General features: G+C 54.4%; 15 protein-coding genes. 5 read left to right on the top strand and 10 right to left on the bottom strand.

Annotated elements, in window-relative coordinates:
• The first annotated feature begins 123 nt into the window (after nucleotides 1-123).
• From glnA to glnG, 4 genes are all read left to right on the top strand, one after another.
• Nucleotides 124-1527: a glutamate--ammonia ligase gene (glnA, locus tag FFI90_RS18205; RefSeq protein ID WP_144780193.1), complete on the top strand. Its 1404-nt coding sequence runs from the start codon at nucleotides 124-126 to the stop codon at nucleotides 1525-1527.
• A 206-nt stretch (nucleotides 1528-1733) separates the two neighbouring features.
• Entirely contained in the window at nucleotides 1734-2258 is a 525-nt protein-coding gene (locus tag FFI90_RS18210; protein ID WP_144780195.1) for a DUF4124 domain-containing protein, read from the top strand.
• Between the two features lie 281 nt (nucleotides 2259-2539).
• Nucleotides 2540-3637 carry a nitrogen regulation protein NR(II) gene (glnL, locus tag FFI90_RS18215; RefSeq protein ID WP_144780197.1) on the top strand — a complete coding sequence of 366 codons (1098 nt, stop codon included), beginning with the start codon at nucleotides 2540-2542 and terminating at the stop codon, nucleotides 3635-3637.
• Nucleotides 3634-5058, top strand: a complete 1425-nt coding sequence (gene glnG / locus FFI90_RS18220) for a nitrogen regulation protein NR(I) (RefSeq protein WP_144780199.1) — start codon at nucleotides 3634-3636, stop codon at nucleotides 5056-5058. Before glnL ends, glnG begins: the two co-directional genes overlap by 4 nt.
• A 75-nt stretch (nucleotides 5059-5133) precedes the next feature.
• On the opposite strand, the gene ssb is transcribed toward glnG, so the two are convergent.
• Both ssb and FFI90_RS18230 read right to left on the bottom strand, forming a co-directional pair.
• The gene (gene ssb / locus FFI90_RS18225) at nucleotides 5134-5673 is read right to left on the bottom strand and encodes a single-stranded DNA-binding protein (RefSeq protein WP_144780201.1); all 540 of its coding nucleotides are present in this window, start codon (nucleotides 5671-5673) and stop codon (nucleotides 5134-5136) included.
• A gap of 57 nt (nucleotides 5674-5730) precedes the next feature.
• Nucleotides 5731-7101 carry an MFS transporter gene (locus FFI90_RS18230; RefSeq protein ID WP_144780203.1) on the bottom strand — a complete coding sequence of 457 codons (1371 nt, stop codon included), beginning with the start codon at nucleotides 7099-7101 and terminating at the stop codon, nucleotides 5731-5733.
• A 177-nt stretch (nucleotides 7102-7278) separates the two neighbouring features.
• On the opposite strand from FFI90_RS18230, the gene uvrA reads away from it, so the two are divergent.
• Entirely contained in the window at nucleotides 7279-10119 is a 2841-nt protein-coding gene (gene uvrA / locus FFI90_RS18235) for an excinuclease ABC subunit UvrA (protein ID WP_144780205.1), read from the top strand.
• A 70-nt stretch (nucleotides 10120-10189) separates the two neighbouring features.
• Here uvrA and rplQ read toward each other — a convergent pair whose 3' ends face one another.
• The 8 genes from rplQ to rplO form a co-directional block, all read right to left on the bottom strand.
• Complete coding sequence (rplQ, locus tag FFI90_RS18240; RefSeq protein WP_144780207.1) at nucleotides 10190-10585, bottom strand: 50S ribosomal protein L17; 396 nt, start codon at nucleotides 10583-10585, stop codon at nucleotides 10190-10192.
• 33 nt (nucleotides 10586-10618) lie between these two features.
• Entirely contained in the window at nucleotides 10619-11623 is a 1005-nt protein-coding gene (locus tag FFI90_RS18245) for a DNA-directed RNA polymerase subunit alpha (protein WP_144780208.1), read from the bottom strand.
• Between the two features lie 35 nt (nucleotides 11624-11658).
• Entirely contained in the window at nucleotides 11659-12279 is a 621-nt protein-coding gene (gene rpsD, locus FFI90_RS18250; RefSeq protein ID WP_144780209.1) for a 30S ribosomal protein S4, read from the bottom strand.
• A gap of 18 nt (nucleotides 12280-12297) precedes the next feature.
• Nucleotides 12298-12687, bottom strand: a complete 390-nt coding sequence (gene rpsK / locus FFI90_RS18255; RefSeq protein WP_044387623.1) for a 30S ribosomal protein S11 — start codon at nucleotides 12685-12687, stop codon at nucleotides 12298-12300.
• Between the two features lie 13 nt (nucleotides 12688-12700).
• On the bottom strand, nucleotides 12701-13057 hold the full coding sequence (rpsM, locus tag FFI90_RS18260) for a 30S ribosomal protein S13 (RefSeq protein WP_144780210.1): 357 nt from the start codon (nucleotides 13055-13057) through the stop codon (nucleotides 12701-12703).
• A 142-nt stretch (nucleotides 13058-13199) separates the two neighbouring features.
• Nucleotides 13200-13313, bottom strand: coding sequence for a 50S ribosomal protein L36 (rpmJ, locus tag FFI90_RS18265; RefSeq protein WP_072799745.1), 114 nt, complete (start codon nucleotides 13311-13313; stop codon nucleotides 13200-13202).
• 30 nt (nucleotides 13314-13343) lie between these two features.
• Nucleotides 13344-14666 (bottom strand): preprotein translocase subunit SecY, encoded by a 1323-nt coding sequence (gene secY, locus FFI90_RS18270; protein ID WP_144780211.1) that lies wholly within the window; start codon nucleotides 14664-14666, stop codon nucleotides 13344-13346.
• A gap of 17 nt (nucleotides 14667-14683) precedes the next feature.
• The gene (gene rplO, locus FFI90_RS18275) at nucleotides 14684-15118 is read right to left on the bottom strand and encodes a 50S ribosomal protein L15 (protein WP_144780212.1); all 435 of its coding nucleotides are present in this window, start codon (nucleotides 15116-15118) and stop codon (nucleotides 14684-14686) included.

Consider the following 15118-nt stretch of genomic DNA (forward strand, 5'->3'; position numbering starts at 1 on the left):
ACCAACAGCTTTTGCTAAGCTGCGCAAACCTGAACAATAGACCGGAACTCAGCCTCTTCAGAGCGCTCCGGGATACGATCACGAATTCACCCGCGGTGCGGGATAACTTATGGAGCATACACAATGTCCAAGACAGTTGATTTGATTAAAGAGCACGAAGTCAAATGGGTTGATATGCGCTTCACCGACAGCCGGGGCAAAGAGCAGCATGTCACCATTCCGGCAACTGAAGTCGATGAGGATTTCTTCGCGGAAGGCAAGATGTTTGACGGCTCCTCCATCGCGGGCTGGAAAGGCATCAACGAATCCGACATGATTCTTATGCCGGACGACAGCAGCTCGGTTATCGATCCGTTCACCGAAGAAAGTACCGTCAACATTACCTGTGACATTGTTGAGCCTTCCACCATGCAGGGCTACGAACGGGATCCGCGCTCCGTTGCCCGCCGGGCCGAGGAATACCTGAAGTCCACCGGTATCGCAGATGGTGCGTTGTTCGGCCCTGAGCCAGAGTTTTTCGTATTCGATTCGGCGAAATGGAAAACCGACATGCAGGGCTCCATGTACTCGCTTCATTCAGAAGAAGCTGCATGGGTTTCCGGCGACGACTTTGATAAAAACAATATTGGCCACCGCCCGGGCGTGAAAGGCGGCTACTTCCCTGTACCTCCGGTTGACAGCCTGCACGACTTGCGGGGCGCTATGTGCGCAGCCATGGAATCCATGGGCCTGGTTATTGAAGTACACCACCACGAAGTAGGCACAGCAGGCCAGTGCGAAATCGGTGTTGGCGCCAACACGCTGACCAAAAAAGCCGACGAAGTCCAGATCCTGAAGTACTGCGTGCACAACGTGGCTCACGCCTACGGTAAAACCGCTACCTTTATGCCCAAGCCCGTGGTTGGCGACAACGGTTCCGGCATGCACGTGCACATGAGCCTGAACAAAGACGGCAAAAACCTGTTTGCAGGCGACAGCTATGCCGGCCTGAGTGAAATGGCATTGTTCTACGTGGGCGGCATTATCAAGCATTCCAAAGCGCTCAACGCTTTCACCAACCCAGCTACAAACAGCTATAAGCGCTTGGTTCCGCACTACGAAGCGCCGGTTATGCTGGCTTATTCTGCGCGCAATCGCTCCGCCTCAATCCGCATCCCGTATGTAACCAGCCCGAAAGCCCGCCGCGTGGAAGTGCGCTTCCCTGACCCGGCTGCCAACCCTTACCTGGCGTTTTCTGCGCTTATGATGGCTGGCCTCGATGGCATCCAGAACAAGATTCACCCTGGCGACGCTATGGACAAGGATCTGTACGACCTGCCAAAAGAAGAAGCTCTGAGCATTCCGAAAGTGGCTGAAACCCTGCAGGAAGCCTTGGACTGCCTGAAAGAAGACCACGAGTTCCTTACCCGTGGCGGCGTATTTACTGAAGATATGATCCAGGGCTACATCGATCTTAAGCGTGGCGAAGTTGAGCGCATCAACATGACCACCCATCCGGTTGAGTTCGAACTGTACTATTCGTGCTAAAGGCCGCCTTGGCGGTTTCTGCTTGAACCGCTCCTGGCGGTGAATAGCAACACCAAAAGCCTCGCTCCGAAAGAGCGGGGCTTTTTTGTGATCTTCCGCACACTGCCGCCGCCCTTAACGATATGTAACCAACATCTCCCTCTCCTGCATTGAAAAGGCCTGCCCGGCCATTGATAATCAATACAAACACTACACAGGTTGTGATTATGAACCCGAGGCTTGGAATCACCGCAGGGCTATTGCTCCTGATCGCAGGGCCCGTGGCCGCAGAGGTCTACCGCAATGTAGATGCTCAAGGCAATGTAACCTTCTCCGACGAGCCGTCAAAAGGCGCAGAAACCATTAAGGTAAAGCCGGTTACAACCGTCACCTTGCCCAAACCACAAAACGTCAAGGAAACCGACAAACTCCGGGAAGAAGTAAAGCGGGAAGGGTCAATCTACGAGAGCGTATCATTCTCCTACCCTGAAGATGAGCAGGCATTCCACACAGGCAGTGGCGACGTGCGCTTTGAGATGCGCAGCATACCCGGCCTTAAGCCTGACCACAGATACGAAGTGACGCTCGACGGTCAGCCAGTTGGCCAGAGCTCTTCCGGCACGGTTACCGTAAGCAACGTGTTCCGGGGCACACACGAGGCCGGCATCCACATTGTGGACCAGAATGGCGTGCAGATTAAAACCGGCAGCCCGATTCGCTTTACGGTTCACCGCCCTTCCACTCAAAACTGACATTAACCGATCGCACCAATTTGGTGCGCAGGCCCCAGTATTGTGCGACACTCAGAGCAGCAACGGAGCAATGCGCTCAGGCTGCCCGCCTCCTTCCTTGTCTGGCCGCCCTGAAATAACGCGCCTCCTACATATTTCTCCTCTGGCTGCCCAGGCAAGCCAAGCGCATTTCGAAACTGGTTCAGTTCTTGCTAACTCTTTTTGTAGCGGTTGAGCGGTGTGCCATGAACGCATGGCGCGACTCCCCCGCTCCTCCGGCATGAAACCAACAGGAAGCAGGTATGGCAAACTCATCAGCCGACGCAAACAGATACAAGGCCATGCTGGACAACCTCACGACGGCCGTCCTTGTGCTGGGAAGCGATCTGATAATCCGCTATCTGAATCCAGCCGCAGAAAGCCTGTTTGAGACCAGCATGACCCGCAGCTCAGGACTGCATCTGCGCGACATCCTTCTTGATGCCGAGAGCACCTTCAACACCCTGCGTATTGCTGCAGAATCAGGCCAGTCCTATACTCGCCGGGAAACGGAGTTCCTTCTTGCCAGCGGCTCACAGAGAATTGTGGACTACTCTGTTTCGCCCCTTGAACAAAGTCCTGCCGCACTGCTGGTGGAGGTCCAACCCCGGGATCGCCTGCTACGGATAAGCCGGGAAGAAGACCTGATCACCCAGCAGGAAACCACCCGGATCCTGGTGCGCGGCATGGCACACGAGATAAAGAACCCGCTCGGGGGCATTCGCGGCGCAGCCCAATTGCTTGACCGGGAACTATCCAGTGCAGACCAGCGTGAATATACCCGGGTCATCATTGAAGAGGCCGATCGCTTGCGCAACCTTGTTGACCGCATGCTCGGCCCTAACAAGGCGCTAAAACCGGCATCTGTAAATATCCACGAAATCCTTGAACGGGTACGAACCCTGCTGGAAGCGGAATGCAAAGGCAGAGTGCTGTTTCAACGGGACTACGACCCAAGTCTGCCGGAGTTTTCAGGCGATAAAGAACAGCTGATCCAGGCTTTTCTCAACATTGCCCGCAATGCGATGGAAGCGGCCTTTGAAAGCGAAGCCGCCCATCCGGAGAGCCAGAAAACACCCACAATTACTTTCCGCACCCGGGCCTTGCGGCAAGTCACTATCGGGCCCAATTGCCATCGACTTGTATGTCGAATAGACATCATCGACAACGGCCCGGGAATCGCTCCGGAGCTGCGCCAGAATATTTTCTACCCGATGATCAGTGGCCGTGCCAATGGCACCGGGCTCGGGCTATCAATTACTCAGAGCATCATCAGCCAGCACCATGGGCTGGTTGAGTGCGAGAGCGAGCCCGGCCAGACAGACTTCATCATTTTCCTGCCCCTGGAGCGCACTATATGAGCCAACAATCCGCCAACATCTGGATCGTCGACGACGATCGGAGCATACGCTGGGTGCTGGAACGCGCCTTGAGCCAGGCTGGCATGCAGACCACCGTTTTCGAGAGCGGTGAAAATATTATGAGGCGACTGGAGCGTGAGCAGCCAGACGCCATAATAAGTGATATTCGCATGCCTGGGGTGGATGGCATCACCTTGCTGTCACATATTGTTGAAGCCCACCCCGACGTACCCGTCATTATCATGACCGCCCATTCTGACCTTGAAAGCGCCGTTGCCAGTTATCAGACCGGCGCTTTCGAGTATCTTCCAAAACCGTTCGATGTAGACGATGCGGTTGCCCTGGCGAAACGGGCGATTGCTCACAGCCACGAAAAGCGGGCCGCGTCTCAGCCGCAAGCAGAAACCATCCAGCGCAGCACCGAAATTATCGGTGAGGCACCCGCCATGCAGGAGGTTTTTCGCGCTATCGGCCGGCTTTCCCACTCCAATATTACTGTATTAATCAACGGCGAGAGCGGAACAGGGAAGGAACTTGTCGCCCAGGCTCTGCACAACCACAGCCCCCGGGCCCGGCATCCGTTTATAGCCCTCAATATGGCGGCCATACCGCGAGACCTTATCGAGTCGGAGCTCTTCGGTCATGAGAAAGGCGCATTTACCGGAGCCACTGCAGTGCGCCAGGGCCGGTTTGAACAAGCCAACGGTGGCACACTGTTTCTGGATGAAATCGGTGATATGCCAGCTGACACCCAGACCCGGCTGTTGCGAGTTCTGGCCGATGGCGAATTTTATCGCGTCGGCGGTACCACCCCCATCAAAGTGGATGTCCGAATCATCGCCGCCACTCACCAGAACCTCGAGAGACTCGTTCAGTCCGGATCGTTCCGGGAAGATCTTTTCCACCGGTTAAACGTTATCCGCGTGCATCTGCCGAAGCTGGCTGAGCGCAGCGAAGACATCCCCCGATTGATGCTGCATTTTTTACAACGGGCAGCCAGAGAGCTTTCTGTAGAACCCAAGATTCTGCGCCCGGAAGCTGAAAACTATCTCACAACCCTACCTTGGCCCGGCAACGTACGCCAGCTAGAAAACACCTGTCGATGGCTCACAGTCATGGCTAGCGGACGAGAGATTCATATCGATGATTTGCCTCCCGAGTTGCTACACCAGATTGAAGCTCAGACCACGGGAATAACCTGGCAGGAGGGGCTTAAAAACTGGGCCGACCAAGAATTGAAAAGAGGAGAAAAGGCAATTCTTGGGTCGGCCTTGCCAGAGTTTGAAAAGATCATGATCGAGACCGCTCTTAAGCATACCGGGGGGCGCCGCCGGGATGCCTCGATCCTTCTTGGCTGGGGCCGAAACACACTTACGCGCAAAATTAATGAATTGGGTATGGATAGCATCGACGAAGAGTAAGCGTGAGGAGAAAGCAGACATAAAAAAACGGCTGCCTGAGCAGCCGTTTTCGTTACATTATTCATCACCTGTCGGCTAGAACGGAATATCATCATCAAAATCATCTACCGGCTCAGGCATGCTACTGCCCTGTGAAGGCTGATTTTGGTTCTGATTCTGGCTATAACCACCCGACTGCGCCGGCGGCGCATTATTCTGGGGCTGCGCCGCCGGTGCTGACTGCTGCGGGCGCCCGGCAGGAGCACCTTGGCTCATTCCACCTTCACTACCACGCGTATCCAGCATTTGCATCTGGCCATTAATGTCGACAACAACCTCAGTGGTATAAACGTCCTGGCCTTCTTTGTTCTGCCATTTACGCGTCTGAAGCTTGCCCTCGATATAGACCTTCGAGCCTTTACGCAGGTACTGACCAGCGATCTCGGCAATCTTTCCGAACATGACAATGCGATGCCATTCGGTTTTCGGAACCATCTGGCCGGTCTGGCGATCCTTGTAGCTCTCGTCAGTAGCAAGATTCAGGTTCACCACGGCATTGCCGTTCGGGGTATAACGGGTATCCGGATCCTGCCCGAGATTCCCGATAAGAATAACTTTGTTTACGCCTCTTGCCATGTTCTGCTCCTGATTCTGTTTTCAACGACACCCGCACTCCTTGCGAGCCTCCGGATTTCAAGAACTGCTACCCCGTCGGACGAATGGAAAGTCCGCAAGTAACGCCTCATCAAAGTGCTGTCGATCCACCTTAAGATAGGCGGTGGCAGCGTTTTCAACAATGACTACATCCTGCACACCCGGCAAGCTGCGCAGACTGCCATCAACATCGTCGTACTGGTCGCTGACCATGTCCCGCAACTGTACCACGAAACCTGATGAGTGGCCCGGCGCAGGCATGGTCAGAGCAACCAGCAGCCATAGCCCGAGAACGGCCACCATAAACCACACAACACCTTCAATTCCAAACCGCTGCAACAGGTAACCACCAAAGGCTCCACCCAGAAAAGCGCCCATGAACTGCGAGGTTGAATACACACCCATGGCCGTTCCTTTGCTGGCCGCCGGCGCCTCTTTGCTGATCAGAGAAGGAAGGCTGGCTTCCAGCAAATTGAAGGCCATAAAAAAGAAAAACATTACAACCCATGCGAAGACAAGACCAGAAGACACTTCAGAAAGCCCTGCCGTCGCAACGGTAAGCAGAGCAATTGCACCACAGAGTACCGTTTTCATCATCCGTTTTTTCTCGCCAATAATGATAAAAGGCACCATGGCAAAAAATGAGGTAATCATCACACTCAGGTAAAACCACCAGTGTGAAGCGCTGGCTAGTCCAAGCTGATTCTGCAGAACCGATGGAAACACCAGAAACAGCGAAGTCAGCACCAGGTGCAGTGCGAAAATACCAAAATCCAGTCGCAACAACCGCTTGTCAGACAGAACTCTTCCAAGCATGGCTTTTGCAGGGTGAGTGTCGGCACTGATTTTATGCTGGTGCGGCGTAGGCACCACACGGCTAACAATGAGCAGGGCTATCATGGCCAGCACTGCGGTGGCATAGAAAATCCCGGACAGCCCCCATACCGAACCCAGCAGCGGCCCGAGCACCAACGAGACGGAAAAGGAAAGCCCGATAGAGATGCCCACCGTCGCCATGGCTTTGGTTCGCTCTTCTTCCCGGGTAAGATCACTGAGCAGCGCCATGAGCACACTGGCAATAGCGCCCGCGCCCTGAAGAATCCGACCAGCGATAACAACGTATATTGAATCCGCGGAACCTGCCAGTATGCTGCCCGCAGCAAACACAACCAGGCCGATATAGATCATGCGTTTGCGGCCAACCCGATCTGAAAGCAGGCCAAAAGGGATCTGCAGCAGGGCCTGGCTCAGCCCGTAAGCGCCAATGGCGAAGCCGAGCAGTGCTGGAGTTGCACCTTCAAGGCCATCACCCAGCAACATGAATACTGGCATGATCATGAACAGCCCGAGCATGCGTACAGCATAAACCGATGCCAGCGCAAAGACGGAGCGTTTCTCCAGCGTATTCATGGCAGTTGGCTCCTCTCCCGGGGTTTAAAGCGTAACCTTGCGAAAGAACATATCTTCCACAGGCGGCGCATTGTAACAGAAGGTTCTCCGGCGGGGGACAGGTACAACTTGATAGGCATTTTCGCCGCGGCCGGCGTAACGCGGTATAATTTACGTTTTTTCTCCAAGCGAGGTGTTATGGATCATATCCAGATCAAAGGGGCACGGACCCACAACCTGAAGAACATCGACCTGGATATCCCAAGGGACAAATTGATCGTCATAACCGGGCTATCCGGCTCAGGCAAATCATCCCTGGCATTCGATACGCTTTATGCCGAAGGTCAGCGGCGCTATGTGGAATCCTTATCCACCTACGCTCGCCAGTTCCTCTCAATGATGGAAAAGCCTGATGTAGACCATATCGAAGGTCTGTCTCCTGCCATCTCTATCGAGCAGAAATCAACATCCCACAACCCTCGCTCGACAGTCGGTACCATCACAGAGATCTACGATTACCTGAGGCTGATGTTTGCTCGCGCAGGCGAACCTCGATGTCCGGATCACGGCCAGCCACTGGAGGCGCAAACCGTCAGCCAGATGGTTGATCAGGTACTTGCAATGCCGGAGGACAGCAAGCTGATGATCCTTGCTCCGGTTATCCGGGACCGCAAAGGCGAACATCTTCAGGTTGTGGAGACCATGCGCAGCCAGGGCTTCATTCGGCTGCGCGTCGACGGCGTCGTGTATGACATCGACGATGTTCCAACGCTCGACAAAAAGCGCAAGCACCAGATCGAAGTAGTGGTTGACCGTTTCAAAGTGAAGCCTGGCCTTGAGCAACGACTTGCCGAAAGTTTTGAAACTGCCCTGGGACTTGCTGATGGCATCGCCCTTGTAGCTCCGATGGATGGCGACAAAAGCCTTGAAGGTGACGAGCACACCTTTTCCGCAAAATATGCATGTACTCAATGCGGCTATGCGTTAAGCGAGCTTGAGCCAAAGCTGTTTTCCTTCAACAACCCCGCCGGGGCCTGCCCAACCTGTGACGGCCTGGGCGTCAAGCAATTCTTTGATGCGGGCAAAATCGTTCAGCACCCGGAAGCAACGCTTGCTGCCGGTGCTATCAAGGGGTGGGACCGCAGGGCGGTGTACTATTTTCAACTGCTGGGCAGTGTTGCAGAGCACTACGGAATGGACCTGGAAACGCCTTGGGCGGAGCTCCCGGACGACTTTCGCACGGTACTCCTGTTTGGGTCTGGCAGCGAAGAGATTCCGTTTCGTTATGTGAACTCCCGTGGGCACATTATGGAAAAGTCCCATTCCTTCGAGGGCATCATCCCGAACCTTGAACGTCGTTACCGGGAAACAGACTCACCGAGCATGCGCGAAGAGCTGGCTCGGAACCTCAGCACCCAGGCCTGCAAGGATTGCAACGGGTCTCGTCTGCGTCGCAGCGCCCGTCACGTTTTTATCGGCAATCACAACCTTCCGGACCTCACTCACCTTCCCATTGGGGAAGCCTATACCTATTTCGACACGCTCACGTTACCCGGCCGCAAAGGCGAGATTGCAGAAAAGATCACGAAGGAAGTCCGGCAGCGGCTGCAGTTCCTGGTCAATGTGGGCCTGGAGTACCTGACACTTGAACGCAGCGCCGACACGCTCTCCGGCGGCGAAGCACAACGGATACGGTTGGCCAGCCAGATCGGTGCCGGCCTGGTCGGTGTCATGTATATTCTCGACGAGCCCTCTATCGGGCTCCACCAACGCGATAATGATCGATTACTGAGCACCCTCACCCACCTTCGCGATCTGGGCAATACGGTCATCGTAGTCGAACACGATGAAGACGCTATCCTCGCAGCCGACCACGTTATTGATATTGGACCAGGCGCCGGTGTTCACGGAGGGCAGATCATCGCCCAGGGTACGCCAGCGCAAATCCTCGCCAATCCCGATTCACTGACCGGCCAGTATCTCAGCGGAGTGAAGGAGATTGCCATTCCCGAAACCAGAAATACGGGAACAGGCAAAACCCTGACTCTGACTGGCGCCACCGGCAACAATCTTCAGGATGTCACGCTCACCCTGCCCCTGGGCATTATGACCTGCGTCACGGGTGTTTCAGGATCCGGAAAGTCGACCCTGATAAACAGTACGCTTTACCCGGTTGCCGCCGCCAAGCTCAACAAGGCAACCAGTCTCACCCACGCTCCCTACAAAGGGCTTAAAGGTCTCGACCACCTGGACAAGGTCATTGATATCGACCAAAGCCCGATCGGCCGGACGCCCCGATCAAATCCCGCCACCTATACTGGTCTCTTCACCCCCATTCGGGAATTGTTTGCAGGCACCCAGGAGGCACGATCAAGAGGCTACAAGCCAGGGCGCTTCTCCTTCAACGTCAAAGGTGGCCGGTGCGAGGCTTGTCAGGGCGATGGCATGATCAAGGTTGAAATGCACTTTCTTCCGGACGTATACGTGCCCTGCGATGTATGTAAGGCCAAGCGGTACAACCGAGAGACACTGGAAGTTCGCTACAAAGGTAAAAATATTAACGAAGTGCTGAGCATGACGGTCGAGGAAGGTCGGGAATTTTTCGATGCAGTACCCTTTCTTGCCCGGAAGCTTCAGACCCTGATCGATGTGGGCCTCTCATACATCCGTTTAGGGCAAAGCGCTGTAACTCTTTCCGGCGGTGAAGCCCAGCGCGTAAAGCTTGCCAAAGAGCTTTCCAAACGGGACACCGGAAAGACACTGTACATACTCGATGAACCGACCACAGGGCTACATTTCTACGATATCCAACAATTGCTGAATGTGCTCCAACGCCTCAGGGATCACGGCAACACCATTGTGGTGATCGAACACAACCTGGACGTCATCAAGACAGCGGACTGGGTCATTGATCTTGGGCCGGAAGGTGGTTCTGGAGGCGGTCAGATCATCGCTGAAGGCACACCGGAGCAGATCGCGGACAACGCAGCCTCCCATACTGGCCGCTATCTGCAACCCATGCTAATGCGCAAGGACTGACGCGCAGGTTTTCCGGGCACAAAAAAACCGGAGGCGGTGACGCCTCCGGTTTTTTTACGAGACGACAATGTTACTCGTCGTCGCTTACTTCTTCTGCTTCGATGTCCAACGGACGACCGACCAGCTCTACGAATGCCATAGGGGCATTGTCGCCGGCACGGAAGCCACACTTCAGAATACGAAGGTAACCACCCGGACGCTCGTTGTAACGGGGGCCAAGCTCATTGAACAGCTTGGCAACCGCTGCGTCGTCGCGCAGGCGAGAAAACGCCAGACGACGATTCGCAACCGAATCTTTCTTGGCGAGCGTGATCAAAGGCTCCGCTACCCGACGAAGCTCTTTGGCTTTCGGCAGCGTTGTTTTAATCAGCTCATGACCAACCAGTGACGCAGTCATGTTACGAAACATGGCCTTGCGATGCGCACTGGTCCTGCTGAACTTACGACCACTCTTACGATGACGCATTGCTCTGATTCCTTACCTTAAACTAATCGGCAATCAACCGCCCAGAACCCGGTCGTCGCCACGAAGGCTAGCCGGCGGCCAGTTATCAAGACGCATCCCCAGAGACAAACCGCGGGACGCCAAAACGTCCTTGATCTCGGTGAGCGACTTCTTACCAAGGTTAGGCGTCTTCAACAGCTCAACTTCTGTGCGCTGGATAAGATCGCCGATGTAGTAAATATTTTCGGCCTTCAAGCAGTTTGCTGAACGCACTGTCAGCTCCAGATCATCAACCGGGCGCAGCAGAATCGGATCAATTTCTTCCTCTTCTTCGACACGCTCTGGCTCTTTTTCATGATCAAAGTCGACAAATACTGCCAGTTGCTGTTGGAGAATCGTGGCCGCCCGACGAATTGCTTCTTCCGGATCGATGGTGCCATTGGTCTCCAGATCAATAACCAGCTTGTCCAGGTCAGTGCGCTGCTCTACCCGTGCGCTTTCCACGGAATAAGCCACGCGGCGAACCGGGCTGAAGGTTGCATCCAGTTGCAGACGTCCGATGGCGCGGGTCTCATCTTCATCGAGACCACGCTGATCCGCAGGCTCATAGCCGCGACCGCGGGCCACCCGAAGACGCATGTTCACTTCACCATTTTCACTCAGGTGACAGATCACATGATCCGGATTGGAAATCTCAACATCGTGATCCAGCTTGATATCACCGGCTGTAACGACGCCCGGACCTTTCTTGCTGAGCGTGAGCTCAGTATCGTCCCGACCGTTCATCTTTACCGCAACGCCCTTGAGATTCAGAAGAATCTCAATCACGTCTTCCTGGACACCCTCGATTGCGCTGTACTCGTGCAAGACACCGTCAATCTGCGCTTCAGTTACGGCGCAGCCCGGCATCGAAGACAAGAGAATTCGACGCAACGCGCTTCCTAAAGTATGGCCAAAACCCCTTTCCAGAGGTTCAAGCGTAACCTTGGCGCGAGTCGCACCCGATTCCTTCACGTCAATGGTACGAGGTGTCAATAACTCTTGTACTGAACGCTGCATAGACGCCCCTATCTACTATCGTTGCTAACCGGGCTTTACTTGGAGTAAAGCTCGACGATGAGGTTCTCATTGATGTCGGCCGGCAGTTCAGTACGCTCAGGCACTGACTTGTAAACGCCGGACATCTTGGTGGCGTCGACCTCTACCCAGCTCACCGGCGCACGGCTTGCAGACAGATCCAGAGCGCCTTTAACGCGCAGCTGGTTTCTGGCTTTTTCGCGTATGCTCACAACATCACCTGCCTTGACCTTGTAGGAAGGAATATTCACTACCTTGTCATTGACCAGGATCGCTTTGTGAGAGACGAGCTGACGGGACTCAGCACGGGTAGAACCGAAACCCATGCGATACACAACGTTATCAAGGCGCGTTTCAAGAAGTTGCAGCAGGTTTTCACCGGTTGCACCCTTCAGACGGGCAGCCTCTTTGTAGTAGTTGCGAAATTGCTTTTCAAGAACGCCGTAAATACGACGAACTTTCTGTTTTTCACGAAGCTGTACGCCATATTCGGACAGACGACTGCGACGCGCGCCGTGCATACCCGGCGGGGTCTCGATGTTGCACTTCGAATCCAGCGCGCGAACACCGCTCTTTAGAAAAAGATCTGTCCCTTCACGACGAGACAGCTTGCACTTCGGGCCTATATAACGAGCCATATTTCACTGTCTCCTGTGTTAGACGCGGCGCTTTTTGGGCGGACGACAGCCGTTATGGGGAATCGGCGTCACATCTGTGATGTTAGTGATCTTGTAGCCGCACGAATTAAGCGCGCGAACTGCAGATTCACGTCCGGGTCCGGGTCCCTTAACCTCTACGTCCAGGTTTTTAAGGCCGTATTCAGCAGCCGCGTTACCGGCTCTTTCAGCTGCTACCTGCGCAGCAAAAGGTGTACTTTTACGCGACCCACGAAAACCGGAACCACCTGAGGTGGCCCAGGACAGAACGTTGCCCTGTCGGTCTGAAATGGTCACGATCGTGTTATTGAAGGACGCGTGAATGTGCGCGACGCCATCAACAACTGTCTTTTTCACCTTTTTACGGGTACGTGTACCTGGCTTTGCCATGTTTGCCTACCTGTTACTTACGAATAGGTTTGCGTGGACCTTTACGGGTGCGTGCGTTGGTCTTGGTGCGCTGACCACGGACTGGAAGCCCATGACGATGGCGCAGACCACGGTGACATCCGAGATCCTTCAAACGCTTGATGTTCATCTGTACTTCACGACGCAGATCGCCTTCGACAATTGCTTTCCCCACTTCAGTACGAAGTGTCTCAAGCTGCTCGTCGGACAGGTCTTTGACCTTGACGTCCGGCTTAACGCCGGTTGCATCGCAAAGCTTCTGGGCTGTGGTCTTGCCAACACCGAAAATGTAGGTGAGCGAGACAACAGCATGTTTGTGATCGGGTATATTGACACCGGCTATACGTGCCATCCAAATTACTCCGCGTTCAAAGCTTTGCTGTGTGAATTTTCCGCCACTATAAAAGGGCGCGAAATAATAGCGCCTGACCCGCTACCGAGTCAAGCGCTATCATTCTTACCCTTTTCACAGACCAGGTTGTTTCCCGAGGGAATCAGCCCTGACGCTGCTTATGGCGAGGTTCCGGGCAAATGACTCGTACCGAGCCATTGCGACGAATTACTTTGCAGTTACGGCAAATTTTCTTTACCGAAGCGCGTACTTTCATTGTCGACTCCAGTTTTCAAGGGGAACGGGACTAACCGTTCCGACCATAGCCCTTGAGATTGGATTTCTTCATCAGCGATTCATACTGATGCGACATCAGGTGCGACTGAACCTGAGCCATGAAATCCATCACCACGACTACAACAATCAGCAGTGAGGTGCCGCCCAGATAGAAGGGCACATTCCCGGCAACCATCAGAAACTGAGGGAACAGGGAAACTGCTGCAATGTACATTGCACCGAACAGCGTCAGACGAGTTAGCACGCCATCAATATATTTGGCGGTCTGATCGCCCGGACGAATGCCCGGAATAAACGCTCCTGAGCGCTTGAGGTTATCCGCGACTTCCTTTGGGTTATACATCAACGCTGTATAGAAGAAACAGAAGAATACCACTGCTGCTGCAAACAGAATAATGTACAACGGCTGGCTCGGAGCGAGTGCCTGGGAGACGTCACTCAGCCATTCCATGCCTTCACCTTGGCCAAACCACTGACCCAACGATGCCGGGAACAGAAGAATGGACGAGGCAAATATGGGCGGGATGACCCCGGCCATGTTCACCTTCAAAGGCAAGTGACTGGACTGCTGTGCAAACACCTGACGACCTTGCTGACGCTTGGCATAGTTGATAGTCAGACGACGCTGGCCGCGCTCCATGAAAACCACGAAGCCAACCACTGCAATCGCCAGGACACCAATACCCAGAACAACCAACAAGCTCATTTCGCCGTTACGGGCCTGTTCCAGAGTCTGCCCAATCGCACCCGGAAGTCCGGCTACTATACCAGCAAAGATCAAGAGAGAAATGCCGTTTCCAACACCTCGCTCGGTAATCTGCTCGCCCAGCCACATCATGAAGACCGCACCGCTGACGAAAGACACAACCGCCACAAAATGGAAGCTGTAACTGTCGTTGAAGGTAACGCCCTGCGACGCCAAACCAACAGAAATCCCAAAACCCTGAACCAGGGCAAGAATAACCGTACCATACCGCGTGTACTGGCTGATCTTCCGACGTCCAGCCTCACCCTCTTTTTTCAGCTGCTCAAGCTGCGGACTTACCGCAGTCATGAGCTGCATGATAATCGAGGCCGAGATATACGGCATGATACCGAGAGCGAAGATACTCATACGCTCGAGCGCACCACCGGAAAACATGTTGAACATGCTCAGAATCGTACCCTGATTCTGTTCAAACAGTGCTGCCAGCCGGTCGGGGTTAATACCTGGCACAGGAATGTGGGCACCAACCCGGTACACCAACAATGCCAGGAAGACAAACCAGAGCCGGGATTTCAGCTCAGCAAGTCCTTTTCCCGCGCCCGCAGGCAATGATGCGTTCTTCGCCATTTAGTCCTCGACTCGTCTTAGTCTTCGACTTTCCCACCCGCGGCAGAAATTGCCTCGCGCGCGCCTTTGGTTACCCGAAGTCCCTTAACGGTTACTGCACGGTCAAGCTCGCCGGACAGAATAACCTTGGCTTCGCGAATCTCATCGCGGATGATGTCGGCCTTTTTAAGGGCCGCAAGATCCACAATATCGCCTTCAACCTTCGCCAGTTCGTTCAAGCGAACTTCGGCAACATAACGCTGCTGACGCGATGTAAAACCAAACTTCGGCAGACGACGAGCCAAAGGCTGCTGACCACCCTCGAAACCAGGAGCAACACTGCCCCCGGACCGGGCTTTCAGACCTTTATGACCACGGCCACCGGTTTTACCGAGACCGCTTCCGATACCACGGCCAACGCGCCTGGCGGCGGGGCGTGAACCAGGCTCCGGACTAAGTTCGTTCAGACGCAT

This window comes from Marinobacter maritimus, from assembly GCF_007671675.1.
GTDB classification, from domain to species: domain Bacteria; phylum Pseudomonadota; class Gammaproteobacteria; order Pseudomonadales; family Oleiphilaceae; genus Marinobacter; species Marinobacter maritimus.